The organism is Arthrobacter sp. NPDC058192 (assembly GCF_042883665.1).
Classification (GTDB): Bacteria; Actinomycetota; Actinomycetes; order Actinomycetales; family Micrococcaceae; genus Arthrobacter.
Window position 1 is genome coordinate 110,446 of record NZ_JBHVVJ010000003.1, and the last position, 20,191, is coordinate 130,636.

Annotated in this window: 14 protein-coding genes; 11 read left to right on the top strand and 3 right to left on the bottom strand. The window is 66.5% G+C overall.

Going from position 1 to position 20,191, the window contains the following annotated elements; translation table 11 throughout:
* Positions 1-153 precede the first annotated feature (153 nt).
* Positions 154-720, top strand: a complete 567-nt coding sequence (locus ACFVVK_RS04155; RefSeq protein ID WP_390263829.1) for a hypothetical protein — start codon at positions 154-156, stop codon at positions 718-720.
* A 23-nt stretch (positions 721-743) separates the two neighbouring features.
* On the opposite strand, the gene ACFVVK_RS04160 is transcribed toward ACFVVK_RS04155, so the two are convergent.
* Entirely contained in the window at positions 744-971 is a 228-nt protein-coding gene (locus tag ACFVVK_RS04160; RefSeq protein ID WP_390263832.1) for a helix-turn-helix domain-containing protein, read from the bottom strand.
* 151 nt (positions 972-1,122) lie between these two features.
* Between ACFVVK_RS04160 and ACFVVK_RS04165 the strand changes: the two genes are divergently transcribed.
* From ACFVVK_RS04165 to ACFVVK_RS04180, 4 genes are read left to right on the top strand one after another with little or no spacing between them, the layout of a single operon-like run.
* Positions 1,123-1,767 (top strand): hypothetical protein, encoded by a 645-nt coding sequence (locus tag ACFVVK_RS04165; protein ID WP_390263835.1) that lies wholly within the window; start codon positions 1,123-1,125, stop codon positions 1,765-1,767.
* Positions 1,764-3,128 (top strand): CpaE family protein, encoded by a 1,365-nt coding sequence (locus ACFVVK_RS04170; protein ID WP_390263838.1) that lies wholly within the window; start codon positions 1,764-1,766, stop codon positions 3,126-3,128. The genes ACFVVK_RS04165 and ACFVVK_RS04170 overlap by 4 nt, the downstream gene beginning before the upstream one ends.
* 57 nt (positions 3,129-3,185) lie before the next feature.
* On the top strand, positions 3,186-8,063 hold the full coding sequence (locus ACFVVK_RS04175) for an NAD-glutamate dehydrogenase (protein WP_390264368.1): 4,878 nt from the start codon (positions 3,186-3,188) through the stop codon (positions 8,061-8,063).
* Between the two features lie 33 nt (positions 8,064-8,096).
* On the top strand, positions 8,097-9,566 hold the full coding sequence (locus tag ACFVVK_RS04180; RefSeq protein WP_390263841.1) for a sensor histidine kinase: 1,470 nt from the start codon (positions 8,097-8,099) through the stop codon (positions 9,564-9,566).
* Positions 9,567-9,658: 92 nt separating this feature from the next.
* On the opposite strand, the gene ACFVVK_RS04185 is transcribed toward ACFVVK_RS04180, so the two are convergent.
* A complete protein-coding gene (locus tag ACFVVK_RS04185) occupies positions 9,659-9,907 on the bottom strand; it encodes a WhiB family transcriptional regulator (RefSeq protein ID WP_003804966.1) in 249 nt (82 codons plus the stop codon).
* A gap of 240 nt (positions 9,908-10,147) precedes the next feature.
* On the opposite strand from ACFVVK_RS04185, the gene ACFVVK_RS04190 reads away from it, so the two are divergent.
* The gene (locus ACFVVK_RS04190; protein ID WP_390263844.1) at positions 10,148-10,672 is read left to right on the top strand and encodes a hypothetical protein; all 525 of its coding nucleotides are present in this window, start codon (positions 10,148-10,150) and stop codon (positions 10,670-10,672) included.
* 37 nt (positions 10,673-10,709) lie between these two features.
* Here the strand turns inward: ACFVVK_RS04190 and ACFVVK_RS04195 are convergent, their stop codons facing one another.
* Positions 10,710-14,900: an FtsK/SpoIIIE domain-containing protein gene (locus tag ACFVVK_RS04195; RefSeq protein ID WP_390263847.1), complete on the bottom strand. Its 4,191-nt coding sequence runs from the start codon at positions 14,898-14,900 to the stop codon at positions 10,710-10,712.
* A gap of 256 nt (positions 14,901-15,156) precedes the next feature.
* On the opposite strand from ACFVVK_RS04195, the gene glf reads away from it, so the two are divergent.
* Genes glf through ACFVVK_RS04220 form a run of 5 tightly spaced genes read left to right on the top strand, consistent with a single transcriptional unit; the run spans position 15,157 to position 20,185 of the window.
* On the top strand, positions 15,157-16,344 hold the full coding sequence (glf, locus tag ACFVVK_RS04200) for a UDP-galactopyranose mutase (protein WP_390263850.1): 1,188 nt from the start codon (positions 15,157-15,159) through the stop codon (positions 16,342-16,344).
* Positions 16,341-18,338 (top strand): glycosyltransferase, encoded by a 1,998-nt coding sequence (locus ACFVVK_RS04205; RefSeq protein ID WP_390263853.1) that lies wholly within the window; start codon positions 16,341-16,343, stop codon positions 18,336-18,338. The genes glf and ACFVVK_RS04205 overlap by 4 nt, the downstream gene beginning before the upstream one ends.
* 1 nt (position 18,339) lies before the next feature.
* Positions 18,340-19,221 carry an ABC transporter permease gene (locus ACFVVK_RS04210; protein ID WP_390263855.1) on the top strand — a complete coding sequence of 294 codons (882 nt, stop codon included), beginning with the start codon at positions 18,340-18,342 and terminating at the stop codon, positions 19,219-19,221.
* The gene (locus ACFVVK_RS04215; protein ID WP_390263858.1) at positions 19,222-19,947 is read left to right on the top strand and encodes an ABC transporter ATP-binding protein; all 726 of its coding nucleotides are present in this window, start codon (positions 19,222-19,224) and stop codon (positions 19,945-19,947) included. It begins immediately after the preceding gene.
* Positions 19,874-20,185: an SGNH hydrolase domain-containing protein gene (locus ACFVVK_RS04220; protein ID WP_390263861.1), complete on the top strand. Its 312-nt coding sequence runs from the start codon at positions 19,874-19,876 to the stop codon at positions 20,183-20,185. The genes ACFVVK_RS04215 and ACFVVK_RS04220 overlap by 74 nt, the downstream gene beginning before the upstream one ends.
* Positions 20,186-20,191 lie beyond the last annotated feature (6 nt).

Consider the following 20,191-nt stretch of genomic DNA (forward strand, 5'->3'; position numbering starts at 1 on the left):
TTAGGGATCTTTGATGCTGTTTAACCCAGTTTGATTCGGAAGGCTCGGTTTGTACAGAGGCAGCAAGATGCCTGTGGATGACGGCTTTGGACTGGCTATGCAGACTGACGTTTGTGGATTGACCGGTGCGGGTGGCGCGCTTACGCTGGCGCCATGCGGTGGGATGCACTGTTTGAGGACATGGAGGCGCAGCTGGCGGCGCGCCAGCGGCTGGATCTTGAGGCGGAAGTGGCGGAGCGGGCGCTGGCGGACGCGGCCGCGGTGGAGTTAGCCAGCCGGCTCCGGGGATCCTTGGGGCGGAGCATCAGGGTGCACGTGTCGTCCGGGACCGCTTTCGAGGGGGCGCTGAGCCACGCGGGCAGCGAAGCACTGGTTCTCGATGAGCCGATGCATCAGGTGCTCATTCCCTACGCCGCAGCCGCGCAGTTTGCGGGTCTTTCCCGGCTGGCCGTAGAACCGTCAAGGGTGCGCCATCGGCTGGGCCTGGGCAGCGCCCTCCGGGGACTCGCCGGCAGCCGGACACCGGTGACAATTCTTGTTGCCCGCGGGCGGGCAGAGGCGGAGCAGTACGGCGTCATCGACACCGTGGGTCGAGATTTCCTGGATCTTGCCGTGATGCAGGTGGGAGAAGACAGGCGCCCGGCAGGCGTCCGCCAGGTGGTGACCATTCCCTTTGCGGCCCTCGCCGCCATCAGGTCTGCCAGCCCCGCGGGCAATTAGGCCCCGGCCCGGCAGCCCGCCGCTTAGGCTGAGCGCCCCGCGGACTTCGACTTGGCCTCTTCGATCATGCGGCTGGCCTCGGCGTAGCGCTCCTGGATGTACTGCTCCAGCATCGTTTCCTCAACGCGCCACTGGCCGCGCCCGCCGACCTGGATGGCCTTCAGCTCTCCGCTGCGGACAAGTGCATAGGCGGCCGGGGAATTGATCTGGAGCTGTTCGGCGACGTCTGCGAGCGTCAGGAATCGGGGCATACGCCCATTTTGCCACCGTTGGACCCAACTGGCGCCCTTATCCACAGTTTGCCCTTGTTTGGTTCTGCATCTTCCGCCCGGACCGCCGGGGCGTAACAATAAGGGTGGCCGGCATCCGGGAACGGACGGCGACGACAGGGGGAGCGGACGCATGAGTGGAAGCGCGGCAGCCGGGGGAGCCCGATTGAAGAAGCCTTCCTGGAAAGACCCCAGGCTCCTCGTCGGAATCCTGCTGGTCCTTGCGTCCATGGCCGGAGTGGTCTCCCTGGTTGGTGCCGCGGACCAGACCACGGAAGCATATGCCGCACGGGAGCCGATCGCCGTCGGCGAGACACTGACCGCCGACAAGCTGCATCGGGTCAAGGTTCGGCTAGGCGAGGTTGAACAGGGCTACCTGACCCCGGAGTCCGGCCTGGCTACCGGACTCGTGGCAGTGCAACGGATAGGCAAGGACCAGTTGTTGCCGCGAGAAAGCGTGGGGCGGCTCGATGTCCTCAACCGCAAGCCCGTCGCCGTCACGGTCGAGGAAAGCCTCCCCGCGCAGGCCGTGGCGGGCTCCCGCGTGGATGTCTGGGTGGCCCTGCCGGACAACCGCAACGGTTTCAGCGAACCCACCCTGCTCCTGTCCGGAGCCGAAATTGCCCAGGTCACCGCCGGAAGCACAGCCTTGGGGGCCTCCCGTTCCACGGTGGTCATGATCCTTGTCCCTGATGCCCAAATGCCGAAACTGCTGGGCGCGCAGGCGAACAAGGCAAAGATCGCGGTCGTCTGGAACCCCGGCGGTACCGCCCGATGAGCATTCCGGTGGTGACAGTAGGGGACTCGCGCGATGACCTGGTGGGCGGCCTGGAACGACTCCACGGGCCAGTCTCCGTTGTCCGGCGGTGCAGTGAGCTGGCCGAATTGCTGGCGGCCTGCCAGAGCGGCCTCGCCCGCGCCGCCGTCGTCGCGGCAGGCAGCGAGGACCTGACGGCCTCACTGGTGGACCGCCTGTCCGCTGTCGGCGTCGTCGTCATCGCGCTGACCGACAACCCCGAGGAAACCAGCCGCCTGCAGACCATCGGCGTGGCAGCAGAAGCCCACGGTGTTGAGGCCGCGGCCCTCGCGGCACGAATTTCTGCTGCGGTGGCACGGCTCAGCGGCCCCGCCGGCCGTGCAGGGCCTGCGGCAGAAGGCTCTCCACGCGGCGTCCACGTGGGCGGTTCCGCCGGGGGCTCCGGCCCCGGACACGCGGCGGACCCCGGACACGCCCAGCGGGCGTCCGGAGGGCACGCCAGCGCCGCCCGGGGACCGACCGGGAAGGGCCGGCTCATTGCGGTCTGGGGGCCAGCGGGGGCGCCGGGCCGGACCCTGGTGGCTGCCAACATAGCAGGTGAGCTGGCCGCGGAAGGACAATCGGTGCTGCTGGTCGACGCCGACAGCTATGGTGCCAGCGTGGCCGCACTGCTGGGGCTACTCGACGAGGCCGCGGGGCTGGCCCAGGCTTGCCGGCTGGCAGACCAGGGTCTGCTCGACGCCGACGCCCTGCTCCGGATCGCCACCCCCGTGGCGACCAAGGCAGGGACATTTCGCGTGCTCACCGGGATTACGCGGGCCGACCGCTGGACGGAATTGCGCGCTGCGGCGCTGACGCTGGTGCTCGAGCGGGCCCGGGAGGTCGCGGACGTCACCGTGGTTGACACCGGCTTTTGTTTGGAGGCCGATGAGGAGCTCAGCTTTGACACCGGCGCGCCGCGCAGGAACGCGGCGACCCTGAAGAGCCTGGAACTGGCCGACACCGTCTTTGCGGTGGGGACCGCCGACTCCATCGGAGTGCCGCGGCTGGTCCGGGGTCTGGCCGAGCTGCAGGCAGCCGTTCCGCACGCGGCGCCCCGCGTGGTTCTGAATAAAGTCCGGGCCGCCGCCGTGGGCCGGTCGCCTGAGCGCCAGCTCCGTGCCGCGTGGGAGCGGTACGGCCCCGCGGCGACCCTCTCGGCCTTCCTGCCCTCCGACCCCGCGGCGAGTGATGCCGCCCTGCTGTCGGGCACCCTTCTGCTCGAATCCGCTCCCGAATCGGAGCTGCGCCGGGCCATCGCCACCCTGGTTTGTGCACCTGCCCAGCGAAATACGAAATCTATTGTCTTCTCATCCACAGCACGGCGCCTGTCAAAGGGCTAGGGTCGTCGTAAGAGCCGCAAAGAGGCGGCCGTGAACTTCTTTTATGGAGGCGTTTCGATGTCGTCTGGGTCCAGCGTGGAGGATCAGCCCGTCTCGATCGGTAGCAGTGGCGCAAGCTACTTAGGGGATTACTACGAACACCTTGCGGAGGAGGATCGCGGGGCGTATACCGAGGAAGTCCTGACGGAAAGGGCGGACGCCCACCGCCGGATCGCGGCGAAGCGCCGGCCGGGGACCGCGAACATCGAACTTCGGAACGAGGCCGACTGCAGCGTCCTGTTCATCGTCACCGATGACATGCCTTTCCTCGTGGACTCCGTGAACGCCGAACTGGTCCGCCAGAAAGCACCCATCCACTTGGTCCTGCACCCGCTTTTCGTGGTCTCCCGCAACCGCGAGAGCGGCCAGTTGGTCAAGGTCGAGCGCGTTCCCTCCCACCTGGGCATCTCCAGCGGCGACACCGCAGCCATGCCGAACCTGTCCCACCTGATCGCCCAGGGCGACAACGCCTCCCACATGGAGTCGTGGATCGCCGTCGAAATCGACCCGGTCGGCGAGGCGAGGCGCGCGGAACTGATCGAGGGAATCACCCGGGTGCTCGGCGATGTCCGCGCCGCCGTCGAAGACTGGCCGAAGATGCGCACCAAGGCGCTGGAAATCGCCGCCGACCTGGACCGGATGGCCAACCGTGCCCAGATTGCCGAGTTGCGGCAGGCCCAGGAACTGCTCCGCTGGCTCGACGACGGGAACTTCACCTTCCTCGGCTACCGCGAATACGACCTCGTGAACGAATCCGGCGAGGACGTCCTGGAACTGCGTGAGGAGAGCGGACTCGGTCTGTTGCGCGGCGGCGCTGACACCCGCCAGGTCCAGCACCTCACCGAGGCCGGCAGGAGGAAGGCGCGCGAGAAGCGCGCCCTTGTGATCACGAAGGCGAACTCGCGCTCCACCGTGCACCGCTCGGCGTACCTGGACTACATCGGCGTCAAGAGCTTCGACGCCGCCGGAAACGTCAACGGTGAACGCCGTTTCATCGGCCTCTTCGCCACCACCGCCTATGCCGGCTCCGTCCGGGAGATCCCCGTAGTCCGGGAGAAGGTGGCCGCAATCCTCAACGCTGCCGGTTTCCCGCCGGACTCGCACTCGGGCAAGGACCTGCTGGGCATCCTCGAAACCTACCCCCGCGACGAGCTTTTTCAGGTCGAAATTCCGGACCTTGCCGCCATCGCCAACGGAATCCAGCGGCTGCAAGAAAGACGTCGCACGCGTTTGTTCCTCCGCCCAGACATCTACGGCCGCTTTATGTCCGCCCTCGTCTACCTCCCGCGCGACCGCTACACGACGAACGTCCGGTTGCGCATTGAGCAGGAACTGCGCGAGACCTTCAACGCCGTGTCGATCGACTTTGAGGCGCGGATGACCGAATCCGCCCTCGCCCGCCTCTTCTTCAGAATCCGGCTGCCCAAGAATGCCGACGTCCGCAACATCAACAGTGACGAGCTGGAGAAGCGACTGGTCCGGGCCGCCCGTTCCTGGGGCGAGGGCATATCCGAGGTCCTGCGCGCCCGCGGCAACGGCGGTGGCACCGGCCTCAGGGAAAGCGGTGCCAAAGAACTGGCAGCCAACTGGGCCGAGGCGTTCCCGGTCGGTTACCGGGTGGATTACGAAATCGAAGACGCGCTGACGGACATCGACCGCTTCGAAAAGTACGGCGCTGCGGCCGAACGCGCCGGCGAAGCGGTTCGGGAACAACCCGGCGTTCACGTGTACCTGCCCGAAGGCGCCGGAGCCACCCTGGAAGAGGACGCCCGCGTCAAGCTTTACATGCTGGAGCCGAAGAGCCTGAGCCAGATCCTGCCGTATTTCCACAACCTCGGACTTGAGGTCCTGGACGAACGCCCGTTCGAGATTGAAACCGCGGACCACCGCGATTACTTCCTCTACGATCTCGGCCTGAAATACCCGGCGGGCGTGGACCCCCAGGCCACCGGGCAGCTGCTGGCCGAATCCTTCGGCGCTGCCGTCACCGGCGCCGTGGAATCGGACAGCTTCGACCGCCTCGTCCTGCGGGAGGGCATGCCCTGGCGCAAGGTGGTCGTGCTGCGCGCCTACGCCAAGTACATGCGGCAAATGGGCAACACCAACTCCTTTGGGTTCATCTCCGACACCCTGCTGGCAAACCCGGACGTGGCCCGCGCGCTGACCGGGCTCTTTGCCGCACGATTCGATCCCGCGCTGAGCGATGCCGAACGCCGGCTCAAGCAGGAGCAAGTGGGCGCGGAACTGGACGCCGCCATTGAAAACGTCGCCACCCTGGACGCCGACCGCGTGCTGCGCACGTTCGCCAACCTGATCCGGGCCACGGTACGGACCAACTACTTCCAGAACAAGACCCACGTCAGCTTTAAGCTGAGCCCTGCGGCCATCGACGGGCTGCCGTTCCCGCGTCCGATGTTCGAAATCTGGGTCTACTCGCCCCGCGTGGAGGGCGTGCACCTGCGCTTCGGGAAGGTGGCCCGCGGCGGACTGCGCTGGTCGGACCGGCGCGAAGACTTCCGCACCGAAATCCTGGGCTTGGTCAAGGCACAGACCGTCAAGAACGCCGTCATCGTCCCCACCGGCGCGAAGGGCGGGTTCTACGCCAAGCAGCTCCCGGACCCGGCGAGCGACCGCAGCGCCTGGATGGCCGAAGGCGTCGAGAGCTACAAGACGTTCATCCGCGGGCTCCTGGACATCACGGACAACCTCATCGTGACGCCGGAGGGCCAGACGGTCAGGCCGCCGGCCGACGTCGTCCGCCATGACGACGACGACTCCTACCTCGTGGTCGCGGCCGACAAGGGCACGGCCTCCTTCTCCGACATTGCCAACGGGCTGGCCGCCGAATACGGCTTCTGGCTCGGCGACGCCTTCGCCTCCGGCGGCTCCGTGGGGTACGACCACAAGGCCATGGGCATCACCGCCCGCGGCGCCTGGGAATCGGTCAAGCGCCACTTCAGCGAACTGGACCTCGATACCCAGTCCGAGCCCTTCACAGTGGTGGGAGTTGGCGATATGTCCGGCGACGTGTTCGGCAACGGCATGCTGCTCTCCAAGCAGATCCGCCTGTTGGCTGCGTTCGACCACCGGCACATCTTCCTGGACCCCACTCCGGACGCGGCAACGTCCTACGCGGAGCGCCAGCGGCTCTTCGAACTGCCCCGTTCCTCCTGGGATGACTACAACAGGGCGCTCATCAGCGAGGGCGGCGGTGTGTTTGCCCGACAGGCCAAGGTCATCCCCGTGTCCGCCGAGGTCCGGGCGGCGCTCGGACTCCCGGACGGCACCACGGAGCTCAGCCCGCCGGAACTGTTGCGGGCAATCCTGCTGGCCCCGGCGGATCTGCTCTACAACGGTGGCATCGGCACCTACGTCAAGGCGAGCACTGAATCCAATGCCGAGGTCGGGGACAAGGCCAACGACCCCATCCGCGTCGACGGCCGCGAGCTGCGCGTTAAGGTGGTCGGCGAAGGCGGAAACCTGGGTATGACCCAGCGCGGACGCATCGAAGCGGCGCTGCAGGGCGTTATCCTTAACACCGACGCGATCGACAACTCCGCCGGCGTGGACTGCTCCGACCACGAGGTCAACATCAAGATCTTTGTGGACCGGATGGTCGCGGCCGGCAAACTGGACAGCGGCGAGCGGGCACCGTTCCTGGCTTCGATGACAGACGAGGTCGGCCGGCTGGTGCTCGAGGACAACATCGACCAGAACATCCTGCTCCTCAACGACCGGATGCGGGTCGCCGAATGGAGCCCGAGCTACGAACGCCTCATGGACTGGCTGGAGAAGTCGGCAGACCTCAAACGCGACCTGGAGGCGCTGCCCACCACTCTCGCGCTGCGGGAACGGCTGGAGCAGGGCCAGGGGCTGACCTCTCCGGAACTTTCGGTCCTGGCTGCCTACGCCAAGATCGAACTTGCTTCCGCGCTGCGCGACAGCGACCTCGCCGATGATCCGTGGTTCCGCTCCACGCTGCGGGCCTACTTCCCGGAGCAGTTGCGGGAAAGGTTCGACGCCGAACTGGACACCCACCCGCTGCGCCGCGAAATCATCGCAACCGTCGTGGCCAACGACATGATCAACCTCGGCGGCATCACGTTCGCGTTCCGCGCCATTGAGGAAACGTCAGCGACGGAGTCGGCCCTCGCTAAGGCGTTCGTGGCCCTCCGCGAGGTGTACGAACTGGACATCATGGTCAAGGAACTCAACGAGCTGCCGGCGTCGTTCCCGACCGAACACTGGTGCACAGTCCATCTGGACATCCGGAGGCTCCTGGACCGCGCGGTCCGGTGGCTCCTGGGCCAGGGCGGCGCGTCCCGTCCCATCGCCGACGTCGTGGCCGAATTCAAGCCGCTCCTGGATCCCATGCGGGCCCGGCTGCTGGACTACCTCCGCGGCGACGACCGCGCCCGCGTTCTCGCGTGGCTGGAGAAGGCACGCGGCTGGGACCTGCCGGAAGACCTGGCGCACCGCTGGGCTGAGCTGTTCGAAAGCTTCGTGCTCCTGGACATTGCCAAGATCGTCCATGCCAGCCCGGAGCCGGTGGCCGAGATTGCCCACGTGTACTACGCGGTCTTCGACCGCTTCCACGTCGACTCCCTCCTCGAACGCATCACCAAGCTGCCGCGGAAGGACCGGTGGCAGGCACTGGCCCGGGCGGCCCTGCGCGACGACCTCTACTCCACCGTCTCGGACATGACGACGGCGGTGCTGGCCAGCACCCCGGCCGGCATCCCCGCCGAGGAACGGCTGGCGGACTGGGAGAGCCAGAACGCGGAGCAGCTGGGCCGGGCGAAGTCAATGTTCGACGAGGTCAATGCGCTTGAAGCCGATGACATGGCCTCACTGTCGGTAGCATTGAGGCTCTTGAGGTCAATCGTCCGACGCTAGGGCTGATGTCCGAGTGTCACAAATGGAGGTGTAGTGGCAATCTTTACGGACCCTATCAGGGAGCATGCTGATTTTGGCCCGGGGGATGCCGAGTGGCTGCACCTCCTGGTCGGCGACTGGCAGATGGTCGCCGACCTCGCGTTTGCCGACCTCGCCCTGTGGTTCCCGCATCCAGAGCTCGGCTATGTGGCGCTCGCCCACGTCCGCCCCTCCACCACGCACACGGTGTTCCACGCCGACTTCGTGGGGGAGGGGATCAGGTCGGACCTGCAGCCGCTGGTCGACAAGGCGTGGGAGAGCCGCGCGATCGAGCGCTCCAATGAGACGAACTGGAGCAGCGACATGGCGCTGCGGGTCGAGGCCGTTCCCATGGTCCGCAACGGCCGCACGCTGGCCATCGTGACGTCCCACATGGACCTCTCCAGCTCGCGGATGCCGTCGCGGCTCGAACTCACCTACCGGCAGTGCGCCTACGATCTGCTGCGCATGGGAACACTGGGCCTGTGGCCGGACTTTGCCTCGCCCACGGGCTCGCGCCGCGGCGCCCCGCGCGTGGGTGACGGTCTGATCAGGCTCGACGCTGAGGGGATCGTGCAGTACGCCAGCCCCAACGGGGTTTCCGCGTTCCGTCGCCTGGGCGACGGAGAGTCCCTCGAAGGCCGCTCACTCGCCGAGGTGACCGCCGGGCTCCTGAAGGACCGGCGCCTGGTCGATGAAACTCTGCCGCTCGTCGTCACCGGCCGCATGCCGTGGCGCAGCGAAATCGAGTCGCGCGGCGTGAGCCTTTCGCTGCGGGCCATCCCGCTGCGCGACGAGCAGCAGCGGTTCGGCGCCCTGGTCCTCTGCCGCGACGTCTCGGAGCTGCGTCGCCGGGAGATGGAGCTGGTGACCAAGGATGCCACCATCCGGGAAATCCATCACCGGGTGAAGAACAATCTGCAGACCGTCGCGGCCCTCTTGCGGATGCAGTCCCGGCGCATGGTCAGCGACGAGGCCAAACAGGGGCTCGAGCAGGCCATGCGGCGGGTGGCGACCATTGCCCTGGTGCATGAGACGCTGTCCCAGGGCCTGACCCAGAGCGTGGATTTTGACGAACTTATCGGCCGCCAGTTCCGCCTCTCGGCCGAGGTTGCCTCGCCTTCGCAGCAGGTGAAGACACAGCGCTCAGGCCTCTTTGGCGACCTGCCGAGCGACTTCGCCACCCCGCTCGCCCTCGTCATCAATGAGCTGGTCACGAATGCCGTCGAGCACGGCCTGGAGGGACGCACCGGCACTGTCTGGCTGATTGCCGACCGCTCCGAGACCGAAGATGGCCATGAACTCTTGGCTGTGACTGTGGAGGACGACGGCGTCGGGCTTCCGGACACGCCGTACGCCGAGGGCCTTGGCCTGCAGATCGTCCGGACACTGGTCACCAGCGAACTGGGCGGCACCATCCAGTGGCAGGCCCGCACCGGCGGAGGAACCGCGGTCCAGATAGTCTTGAGCCTTGCGACGCAGTAGCCGATAAGACGCAGTAGCCGTTAAAGAGCAATGGCCGCGGACCTCTCGGTCCGCGGCCATTGCCGCAAGCCGGCGGTGCTCCGGCAACGCAACTAGGAAGCGCGCCGGGCCCGTGCCGCGCGGCGCTTGAGGGCGCGGCGCTCGTCCTCGCTCATGCCGCCCCAGACCCCGGCGTCCTGACCGGACTCCAGTGCCCATTGCAGGCAGGTGTCGACAACGGGGCAGCGCCGGCAGACGCTTTTCGCTTCCTCGATTTGCAGGAGGGCAGGGCCGGTGTTGCCGACCGGGAAGAACAGCTCCGGGTCCTTGTCAAGGCAGGCTGCGCGATTACGCCAATCCATGCTGATCAGTCACTCCATTCCTGGGAAAACTCGTTAAATGCCTTGTGAAATTATTCACTAGAGGCTTCATAAGAAAAGGCCCCACTCGGGGCCCCTCGGTCATCTGGATTAAGCGTGTCATGTTAACGCCGTGTAAACAAGGGGTAATAGAGGCCAAAATGGCTCGAGACCGTGAGCGATGCATCACATTCAGTGGCGGCTTCCTCACACCTAGACGACTATGTCCGGTAGTGTGCCAGTGTGTCAAGGCCTCCCGAAAACCCTGAAGACCTTCCCGGAAATCGCGACGACGATGCGGACGACTTCGCCGGCAAAAATTCCGCGGAACTACCGCCCCGGAATACGGCTGGAGATCCTGCCACGACCGCTCAGCGGCCCAGGGCGGTCGTGGTCATTGCCGCCGTCGTCGCCCTAGAGGCCGCGGCCTTGCTGGTTGCCGCCGGCTGGTACTGCACGCAACTGCTGACCGGAGCGCCCGTGCTCTCCTTCTGGGGTGCCGTCTTCACGCTGGGGCTGCTGCTGGCGTTCTCCGTTTGGCTTTTCGCGGTGGCACGCTTCCTAATGCGGGGTTTTCGCTGGCCGAGGGCCGGCGCCCTGGTGGCGCAGCTGTTCGTGCTGACCATCGGCTTCCCGACGCTGACCGGCGGCTTTCCGGTGGCCGGACTGGCCATGCTGGTCCCCGCTTTGGCCGCCATCGTGTTGCTGTTCGACAAGCGGGTCATAGCATTCGCGTCACGCGCCGCGGGCACCCCGCCCGCCCTGTAAGGCCGCGTAGCCCGTTCTGTCCCGGGCGCTCCCGTCACTATCCGTCCGGCAGTGCGGCCAGCTGGACTGGCGTGGCGTGACCGTCGAAAAGGACGATGGCGCGGCCCGCCGGGGGATTCAGTTCCGTTTCGAACCGGACGCCGAACAGGTCGCCATCCAGAAGTCCCCGCGGGCGGATCAGGACCGCCCGCCCCTGGCTGCGCGCCCTGGGAGCCAGAGCCACCCGTTCCCCAAAGGCCGGCCCGAATCCCGCCGCCATTATCACCCGCCAGCCCAGGCTGTTGAGGACGGCCAGGCTGCTGTTGGCCTCGTGCGGGAGCAGATCTGCGTCGTCTGCCAGCGCAATCGACCTCCGTTCCAGGGTTCCGGCCAGCGCGCTGGCATGCGCCCCCGACCAGTACGTGGCCGGATCTGTCCCCGCCGGCGGCGCGAGCCAGGTTTCGGCGGGATTCATTGCGGGCAGTGCCGCCAGCAGCGTGCTCTTCCCAGAGCCCGGACCGCCGAGGACCGCCAGAACGCCACCGGCCGGCAGCAGCAGTCCATACGGGTTGAGCTCATCTCCTGCCACCCCGATCAGCAGCGCGGCTGCCGGGACCGGGGCCTCATTTTTACCCGGGACGCCAGTGATCGTGGCATCGGGCGGCGAATTTCCCCCACGCGGTTTGCGGCCCCGGCCCCGCACGCCGCACCGGGCAAGGACCTCGCCCGCAGTCACCAATGCCGGCAGTGCCTCGACTCGAAAGGGCACCGTCGAGACGGCTCCATCGGCCAGGCAGCGCCCTGCCGCGGACTGCGGCTCGAACAGCTGGGCAGCATGGCCGGTCTCCAGCGAAGTCGGCACAAACGGGCCGAATACGGCAACGCGGCCGGGGATTGGCTCCCACGTTGGAAGTCGTGGCCATGCCAGACGTCCCTCTTCGGTCGAGCCCGCGGGAAAGTAGATCCGGTTGGGCAGGGCGGCGAAGAACCTTGCCGTCACAAGTTCGCGCTCGCCGGAGACGAGGACTGTGATCCCGGCTCTGGAGCCGTCCCGCACGATGTCATGGACGAGGTCTTCAGCCCACGCGAGCGGCCCGGAGCGGAACCCCGAAACCCAGGCGCCCCAGCCGCTGAGTACCAGCACCAGCGGCGGACGAGGCGTGGAGGCGGGCACGCCGAGCCGCGCGGTGACTTCTTCGGCGACCCGCTGCAGGACCCTGGCCGCACGGCGGAGCTCCTGCAGGCCGACCACCGCCCCGACCCGGGACGCCGCCGAGGCGGTGCTGAGGGAACCGGTGGCGTCGAGAATGTACAGGTGCGACTCCACCCCTCCGGTCAGAAGCTGTCTGACGGCCAGCGCCATCGCCGCGTCACGGCCGCCGGCGCCGGTGCCGACGAGGCCCAGATGCCCATGCTCACGGGGGCTCCAGACAAGTTTGTCGACACGTTGAAGTTCGGGCAGGTCCACCCGCCCCAGCTGAACCATGGCTCGGTCAGTGTCCGGGTCAGGGAACCCGGGGTCCAATGAACGCAACAGCGTCGGCAGGGGGTCCGCCACGGGGCGGCGGAGAGGGTGGCCGCCGCTTTTGTGCCACAGGTCCGCAACCATGGCGATGAGCGCCGCCGGTCCCGGTGCTCCAACGGTGCTGCAGGCGTCATCCTGGCTGCCGGCGGAGTCACCGGCTCCGGGCCCGGCCGCCGCAGGACTGGCTGCCGCGCGGGGATGGGCCAGAGCGTCCTCGACGGTGCGCACGGTGACTGCCCCAGTAGTCCGCAGGGCGGTCCCGGAAGCCAGTGTTGCCGTCTGGAACTCCTCCGGAGCCTGGTTGCCGCGGACGAGGAACGCACGCCCCGGGCGTGCGATGGGGATGGCGGCCGCCAGCCGCGAGCCCATGACGTCCATTGATTCGTGGCCGGTCTGGACGCGAAGGGCGATGGAGCTGGTGACGTTGGCCCGGATGTCGGCGTTCACGGCTCCCTGGGGGCGCTGCGTGGCCATGATGAGATGGATCCCTAGCGACCGGCCAACGGCGGCAATCCTCATGAGTTCGGAGAGCGCGGCGGGAGCCTCGTCCACCAGGACCCTGAACTCGTCAATGACAATCACCAGATACGGCACCGCCCGGCCCGGGGTCGGGGACGACTCGTAGCCTGCGAGGTCCGGGACACCCGCCCGGGCAAGCAACTCCTCCCTCCGCCGCACCTCGGCCCGCAATGAAATGAGGGTGCGGTCCACTTCCGCAGCGCCCAGATCCGTGAGCATCCCGACGCAGTGTGGGAGCCCGGTCAGTGGGCCCAGGCCCGAGCCGCCCTTGAAATCTATGAAAAGCAGGTTGACGCGGTCGGGGGGATGGCTGGCCGCGAGGCCGGCGGCAAGAGTGCGCAGGAACTCCGATTTGCCGGAACCCGTGGTCCCGGCGACCAGGAAGTGCGGACCGTCCGCCCGCAGATCGAGATACACGGGACCCGAACTGCCCGCCCCAACCGCCGTACTCAGTCCGGCCGCGGGACCGGAACGGGACCAGCGCCCGGAGATATCCTGGGCCCCGAGGGGAAGGACATCGGCCAGGCTGCAGCGGCGCAGGATGGCCGGCCGGGGAACCGCCGGGGTGCGCGCGCTGCCGTTGAACCCCCGGCAGAAGCGGTCGAAGACCGCCGGCGGGACCAGATCCGGGACGAACTCCAAGGGTGGCGCCCCGGCTCTGACGAGGGCGGGGCGCTTGCCCAGGACAATGCCCGGATGAGCCTGCGGATGCGGCTGGGGAAGCAGCTCAGGGGAGCATTCAATGACCCGCCACCCGTGAGCCGTGGCCAGGGACCGCAGGGCCGGCCCTGCGTCCGCGGCTTCAGCACCGGCGGCCGGCCCCGGCCGCTCGGGCGCGGCCCAGAGGATGAGGATCCCGCGGTCGGTTGTCTCGCCGGACCCGGCGGTCAACAGCCCGGCCGTGGTGGCCTCATTGGCGGAGAGCGTGACACCGGGCAGGAAACGCGCGGCCAGCGGTACCGCGTCCACCGGGCCGTGCACCAGCAGGCCGGTGCTGCCGGTGAGTGGAAAGGCGGCCAGCTGCAGGATGAAGGAACGGACCAGGCCAGTTGCCGCAGCTGCGGGGCCGTGGATGGTTACCACAGCCGACGCCGGATCCAAGGTCACCGGGACCTGGCTGAGCAGGGGAGGCAGGAAGCCGGGCTCGGGTGGCTCCAGCCGGATGTTGGCCCGCTGGTCCGCCAGCCCGAGCCGGAGCCAGATCTCCGGCGGCTCCCCACGACCCGCAGCCGCCGGCGCGGGCGCGGGCGCGCCGGGCGCGAGGCTCATCACCAGGTCCGCGGCCGAAGGGGCCGCCTGCCGGCGCCGATCCAGGTCCTGCAGGGCAGCTCCCGCGATGGCGGCGGCAAGCTCGCGGCGCTGGCGGCGGCCAGTCAAGAGGGGCAGGAGCAGGGACGCGGCCGAAACGGCGGTGAAGGCCAGGAACATCCACGTGCCGGTGAGGAGCGCGAGGCCGGCGCCCACCAGGATCGGCAGCACCACGGCCAGGACCACGGCGGAGCGGTGGCTTGGGGCAGCGGTGCCGCGGACAACCAGCGGCTCGGCGACGCTCGAACCTGCCCGCCCCGTCACGGGCTCGGCCGCGTCCGGCATGGCCGGCGTGCCGAGCCGGAGGGACATGGTGGAGTCACCGCAACGAATCGAGGACGCCGTGGTCACCCTGGCCGTGCCTACCTTCCGGCCGTCGACGCTGGTTCCGTTCGCGCTGCCGAGATCCACGATCGTGACGTCAGCCTCCGATATGTCCAGGCGGGCGTGCTCACGGGAGAGCGCGGGATCCGGGATCACAATCCCGGCTCCGCCGCGCCCGATCCGGAACCGGCCCCGCCGCAACACGACGAGGGTGCCCGCGCCGGGGCCGCCGTGCACGGCCAACAACAACGTGGCACTTTCCGCGCGCCCGTGCCGCGAAGTTGCACCGGAGTTGCCAACAAGCGCAGAACTGGCACCAAGCACAGAGTTCTCGACAAGCACAGCGCCGTGGACCAGGGGAGCGGTGCCGACCGTCATGGCAGCGACCCCGGCGCCCCGGACGAACAGCTGGCCCGTCCCGTAGCACCGGGTGATGGCGGCTTCCAGGTCGGCTCCCGGGCAGGCGTCCGGGACGTCGGTGGCCAGCTCGATGAGCCGGCCACCCGGCGTCGAACCTGGCACCAAGGTGCTCTGCCCAAGGGTGCCCGCTACCAGAGTGCAGTGGAAGATCATCCGGGCGTCCTTTCCCGCGTGCCCGGGTTCCACGTTAAGGATGCGTCGGCCCGGGTGGGCCGGGAAATTGTGCCATGTGGAAAGCGCGCCGGAGCGGCATGGTCCCCCCGGCACGCCTGGCTCCCGGGCCGGTGGTTGCCGTGGCGTCGGACCGTGGGGCGGGCCGCGATTCGCCTGTACCCGCCCCGTCTCGGGTAGGCTAGACCAGCAGACAATGCACCACATTGCGCTGCCCGCATTCGAACCAGGAGAGTTTGTGACCGCTGACCTCGTCATCGTAGGGTCGGGCTTTTTCGGCCTGACAATCGCAGAACAGGCCGCCACTGAGCTGGGCTTGAAGGTAGTCGTCATCGACCGCCGCCACCACATCGGCGGCAACGCCTACAGCGAAAAGGAAGAGCAGACGGGCATCGAGGTGCACCGCTACGGTGCCCACCTCTTCCACACGTCCAACGACCGCGTTTGGGAGTACGTGAACCGCTTCACGACCTTCACGAACTACGTCCACAAGGTCTACGGCGTGCACAAGGGCGAGGTCTACTCCCTGCCCATCAACCTGGCGACGATCAACCAGTTCTTCCGGGCCAACCTCACCCCCGGGCAGGCGCAGGAACTGATCAAGGAACAGGCCGGCGAACTCGCAGGCACCGATCCGCAGAACCTGAACGACAAGGGCATCCAGCTGATCGGCCGCCCTCTCTACGAGGCGTTCATCAAGCACTACACCGGCAAGCAGTGGCAGACGGATCCGAAGGACCTGCCCGCCGGCATCATCTCCCGCCTCCCGGTGCGCTACAACTACGACAACCGGTACTTCAACGACAAGTACGAGGGCCTGCCGACCAACGGCTACACGGCGTGGATCGAAAAGATGGCCGAACACCCCAACATCGAGGTCCGGCTCAACACGGACTTCTTCGATGAGTCCCACGAGTACAGCAAGGGCAAGGTCGTCGGGACCATCCCGGTCGTTTACACCGGACCCGTTGACCGCTACTTCGACTACGCCGAGGGCGATCTGTCCTGGCGCACCATCGACTTCGAAGAAGAGGTGCTCGACGTCGGGGACTTCCAGGGCACGTCCGTGGTGAACTACAACGACGAGGACGTCGCGTACACCCGCATTATCGAGCCCCGCCATTTCCACCCGGAGCGCGACTACCAGACGGAGAAGACCGTCATCATGCGCGAATTCTCCCGCGCCGCCGAGAAGGGCGACGAGCCCTACTACCCGATCAACACGCCGACTGACCGCGAACGCCTGCTCAAGTACCGGGACCTCGCTGCAGCCGAGAAGGACGTCCTCTTTGGCGGCCGCCTGGGCACCTACAAATACCTTGACATGCACATGGCGATCGGCTCGGCCCTGACCATGTTCGAGAACAAGATCCGCCCGCATTTCGAGGCAGGCGCCACGATTGAAAGCGGAGGAGTGGACGCATGAGCGCAGCAACAGATACCCAGGTAAAGTCCGCCCAGCAGTGGGACACCCTGCAGCGGGTCATCCTGCCCAGTGCCAGCCAGATGGATACGGTTCCCCTGTACATGGACATGGGCACCGCGACCGGCATCCAGCTGCCCACGGTCGGTGACCGCGACGGAAAAAACACTAAGCCGCGGACCTTCAGCAGCGCCACCAAGGAAGCCCACGTTGAGGACTTCCTGTCGCGAAGCTCCACCAAGGTCAGGTCCGGGGAACGCGTTTCATTCGGCAGCTATTTCAACGCCTTCCCTGCCAGTTACTGGCGCCGCTGGACGACTGTGGATTCTGTCCGGCTGCAGGTGCGCACCGAGGGCGCAGGATCCGTCATCGTCTATAAGTCGAACGCCCGCGGGTCCCTGCAGCGCGTCGACACGCGGCGTGTGGAGGGTACGGCGGAGAACACCTTTGAACTGTCCCTGGCGCCTTTCGGCGACGGCGGCTGGTACTGGTTCGACCTTGTTGCCGGCTCCGAACCGCTGGTGATGCTCGACGCCGAGTGGCAGGGGGTCGCTGTTGACCGCACCCCCGGTTCGGTTACCTTGCAGATCACGACGCTGAACAAGACCGACTTCTGCCTCAACAATCTCCGGCTGCTTGCCGAGAACCCCGATGCCCTCAATCATGTCCAGGAAATCCTGCTGGTTGACCAGGGCACCCAAAAGGTCGAGGACGCTGACGGGTTCGCGGCGGTCCGGGACTCGCTGGGCGGCAAGCTGCGCATCATCAACCAGTCGAACCTCGGCGGATCCGGCGGCTTTGCCCGGGGCATGTTCGAGGCCGTCGAAAACGGCAGTGACTACGTCCTGTTGATGGACGATGACATCGTGGTTGAGCCGGAGAGCATCATCCGCCTGCTCACCTTCGCGGACCGCTGCAAGACGCCCACGATTGTGGGCGGCCACATGTTCGATCTCTACAACCGGACGGTCCTCCACACGTTCGGCGAGGTCGTCAACCCGTACCGTTTCCAGCCCTCGTTGCCGAGCGAGGACATGGTCCTGGGGCACGATTTCCTGTCTTCGAACCTGCGCCAGACCTCCTGGCTGCACCGCCGCTGCGACGTGGACTACAACGGCTGGTGGATGTGCCTCATCCCGACCTCGGTCATCCGGGAAATCGGTCTCTCGCTGCCCCTCTTCATCAAGTGGGACGATTCGGAATACGGGCTGCGCGCCAAGGCGCACGGCTTCCCGACAGTCTCGCTGCCTGGTTCGGCCGTATGGCACGTGTCCTGGATCGACAAGGACGACCTCGTCGGCTGGCAGGCTTACTTCCACGCACGCAACCGGATCGTGACGGCCCTCCTCCACAGCCCCTACGAATTCGGCGGCCGGGTTGTGCGCGAATCCCAGTACGCGGACATCAAGCACCTCGTGTCGATGCAGTACGCGACCGCGCACGGCCGCGGCTGGGCGCTTCAGGACGTGCTTAAAGGCCCGTCCGGCCTGCCGGAACTGCTTCCCTCGAAGCTGCCCGAAATCCGGAAGATGATGGCCGGCTACTCCGACTCGATTTTCCGCGCGGATCCGGACGAGTTCCCGACGCCGAAGATGGCGAAGCCGCCGCGCCACGGGCACGGTGTGTCCCAGCCGTCCAAGATCACTCTTCTGCCCTGGGCGGCCAAGACTGTCGCACGGCAACTTTTCCGGCCTGTCGGGCGCACCAGCGCGGAACGTCCGCAAACCAGCATTGCGCATCAGGACAACCGTTGGTGGCGGATCGCGCAGTTTGACAGCGCCCTCGTCTCCAACGCCGAAGGAACAGGCGCCTCCTGGTACAGGCGGGACCCCAAGCGCGTGCGGGAAATGCTCACCGAGAGCAGCCGGTTGCATGCCGCGCTGCTCAAGGACTGGCGGTCCCTGAGCAAGCAATACAGGTCAGCGATGCCGGAGCTCACGTCCCTGGATTCCTGGAAGAAAATCTTCGAAGAACATACCCAGAGTGAAGTGAAGTAGCGTGACAACCACGATTTCCGGGGAATTGACCCGCCCGGGTCTCGGCGGTGGATTTCGGGATCTTCGCCAGTCCAGTTTTCTGCTTAAGCTTCTGGTCCGCAAGGAACTGAAAGTCCGTTACCGCGGCTCGGTCCTGGGCCTCCTCTGGTCCTATGTGAAGCCCGGTGTGCAGTTTGTCGTGTTCTACGTGGCCTTGGGTGTCTTCCTCGGCCTGGAACGCAGCGCAAAAAACCCGGACGGCCTCGCTAACTATGCGGTGTATCTCTTCTCCGGAATCGTGCTGATCAACTTCTTCTCCGAGGCCCTCGGGAACGCGGCACGATCGATTGTTAACAACGGCAACCTGATCAAGAAGATCTATCTCCCCCGGGAGCTGTTTCCGGTGGCGTCGGTCTGGGTGTCGGCGGTCCATTTCTTCCCCCAGCTCGTTGTGCTCGTGATCGGTTGCCTCTTCGCGGGGTGGCATCCGGACGTGTTCCAGCTGTTGGCCGCGGTCGGCGGATTCGCGATCGTGGGCTTCCTGGCCACCGGGCTCGGCCTGCTGTTCGGCGCCGCCAACGTATATTTCCGTGATTCGGAAAACCTCGTTGACATGCTGCTGATGGTGGCCACCTGGGCTTCGCCCGTCATGTACTCGTGGACGATGGTGGAGGCAAAGCTGGGCCCGGTGGTTTTCGCCATTTACCAGGCCAATCCCATCACGGTGGGCGTTGAGTTGTTCCATTACGCCTTCTGGTACCCCACAACTGACGGCTCGGCCGCGATGCCGCCGAACCTGTTCAGCCTGTGGCTGCCGATCGGGCTCGCCATTTCCCTCGTGGTCCTGGCACTGGGGCAGCTGACTTTCCGGCGGCTTGAAGGCCGCTTCGCTCAGGAGCTGTAAATGGCAAACGCGATCGAAGTTTCCAGTATCAGCAAGGAGTTCGTGCTCCGCCACACCCGTTCCATCAAGGAGGCGGTCGTGTGGTTGGTCAAGGGCCGCAAGGGCGATCTTTCCAAGAAGTTCCATGCCCTGAGGGACGTCTCCCTGATGGTGGAAACAGGGGAGACCGTGGCACTGCTGGGCCTCAACGGATCCGGGAAGTCCACCCTGCTTAAGCACATCTCCGGCGTCATGCTTCCGGATTCCGGCAGTGTCTACACCCGCGGCCGCGTGGCCGGCCTGATTGAAGTCGGGGCAGGTTTTCATCCCGACCTGTCCGGCCGCGACAACGTGTACCTCAACGGAGCGATCCTGGGGATGACGGAGAAGCAGATCAACGAGCGATTCGACGCGATCGTGGAATTCTCCGAGATTGGCGAATTCATCGACACGGAGGTCAAGTTCTATTCGTCGGGCATGTACCTGCGCCTGGCCTTTTCCGTAGCAGTTCACACTGACCCCGAGGTCTTCCTGATCGACGAAATCCTCGCCGTCGGGGATGAACCGTTCCAGCGCAAGTGCATAGCCAAGATTCAGGAACTGGCAGAGCGTGGCAAGACTCTCGTCGTGGTCAGCCACGACCTGGACTTGGTCTCCCGTATCTGTGCCCGCGGTGTGCTGCTTGAGCACGGCAACGTGGCATTCGACGGACCCATTCACGAGGCCGTCGCGCTCCTGCGCGCATGATGCCGGCACCGGAATAGCAGGTGCCGGATGCGTAGGCGTCGTCAGGCGACGTTTGAATCGCTCGTCCCGGAACCCGCAGGTGCCAGGCGTCGAAGTGGTTGATCTGCACTCGCATTTCTGCCAGCAGGACGTCTGCCCGGCCGTGATTGGCAACGCGTTGGTTTATCGCGACAACCACATGGCCAACACATTTGCCAAGACTCTGGCACCCGCTCTCGCCAAGGGGCTCGGGCTCTAGCTGGGC

Coding starts and splice junctions, on each gene's coding strand:
- ACFVVK_RS04205 (WP_390263853.1), top strand. CDS start 16,341: ATGAGCGCAGCAACAGATACCCAGGTAAAGTCCGCCCAGCAGTGGGAC.
- ACFVVK_RS04185 (WP_003804966.1), bottom strand. CDS start 9,907: ATGGATTGGCGTAATCGCGCAGCCTGCCTTGACAAGGACCCGGAGCTG.
- ACFVVK_RS04165 (WP_390263835.1), top strand. CDS start 1,123: ATGAGTGGAAGCGCGGCAGCCGGGGGAGCCCGATTGAAGAAGCCTTCC.
- ACFVVK_RS04155 (WP_390263829.1), top strand. CDS start 154: ATGCGGTGGGATGCACTGTTTGAGGACATGGAGGCGCAGCTGGCGGCG.
- ACFVVK_RS04195 (WP_390263847.1), bottom strand. CDS start 14,900: ATGATCTTCCACTGCACTCTGGTAGCGGGCACCCTTGGGCAGAGCACC.
- ACFVVK_RS04160 (WP_390263832.1), bottom strand. CDS start 971: ATGCCCCGATTCCTGACGCTCGCAGACGTCGCCGAACAGCTCCAGATC.
- ACFVVK_RS04170 (WP_390263838.1), top strand. CDS start 1,764: ATGAGCATTCCGGTGGTGACAGTAGGGGACTCGCGCGATGACCTGGTG.
- ACFVVK_RS04215 (WP_390263858.1), top strand. CDS start 19,222: ATGGCAAACGCGATCGAAGTTTCCAGTATCAGCAAGGAGTTCGTGCTC.
- ACFVVK_RS04175 (WP_390264368.1), top strand. CDS start 3,186: ATGTCGTCTGGGTCCAGCGTGGAGGATCAGCCCGTCTCGATCGGTAGC.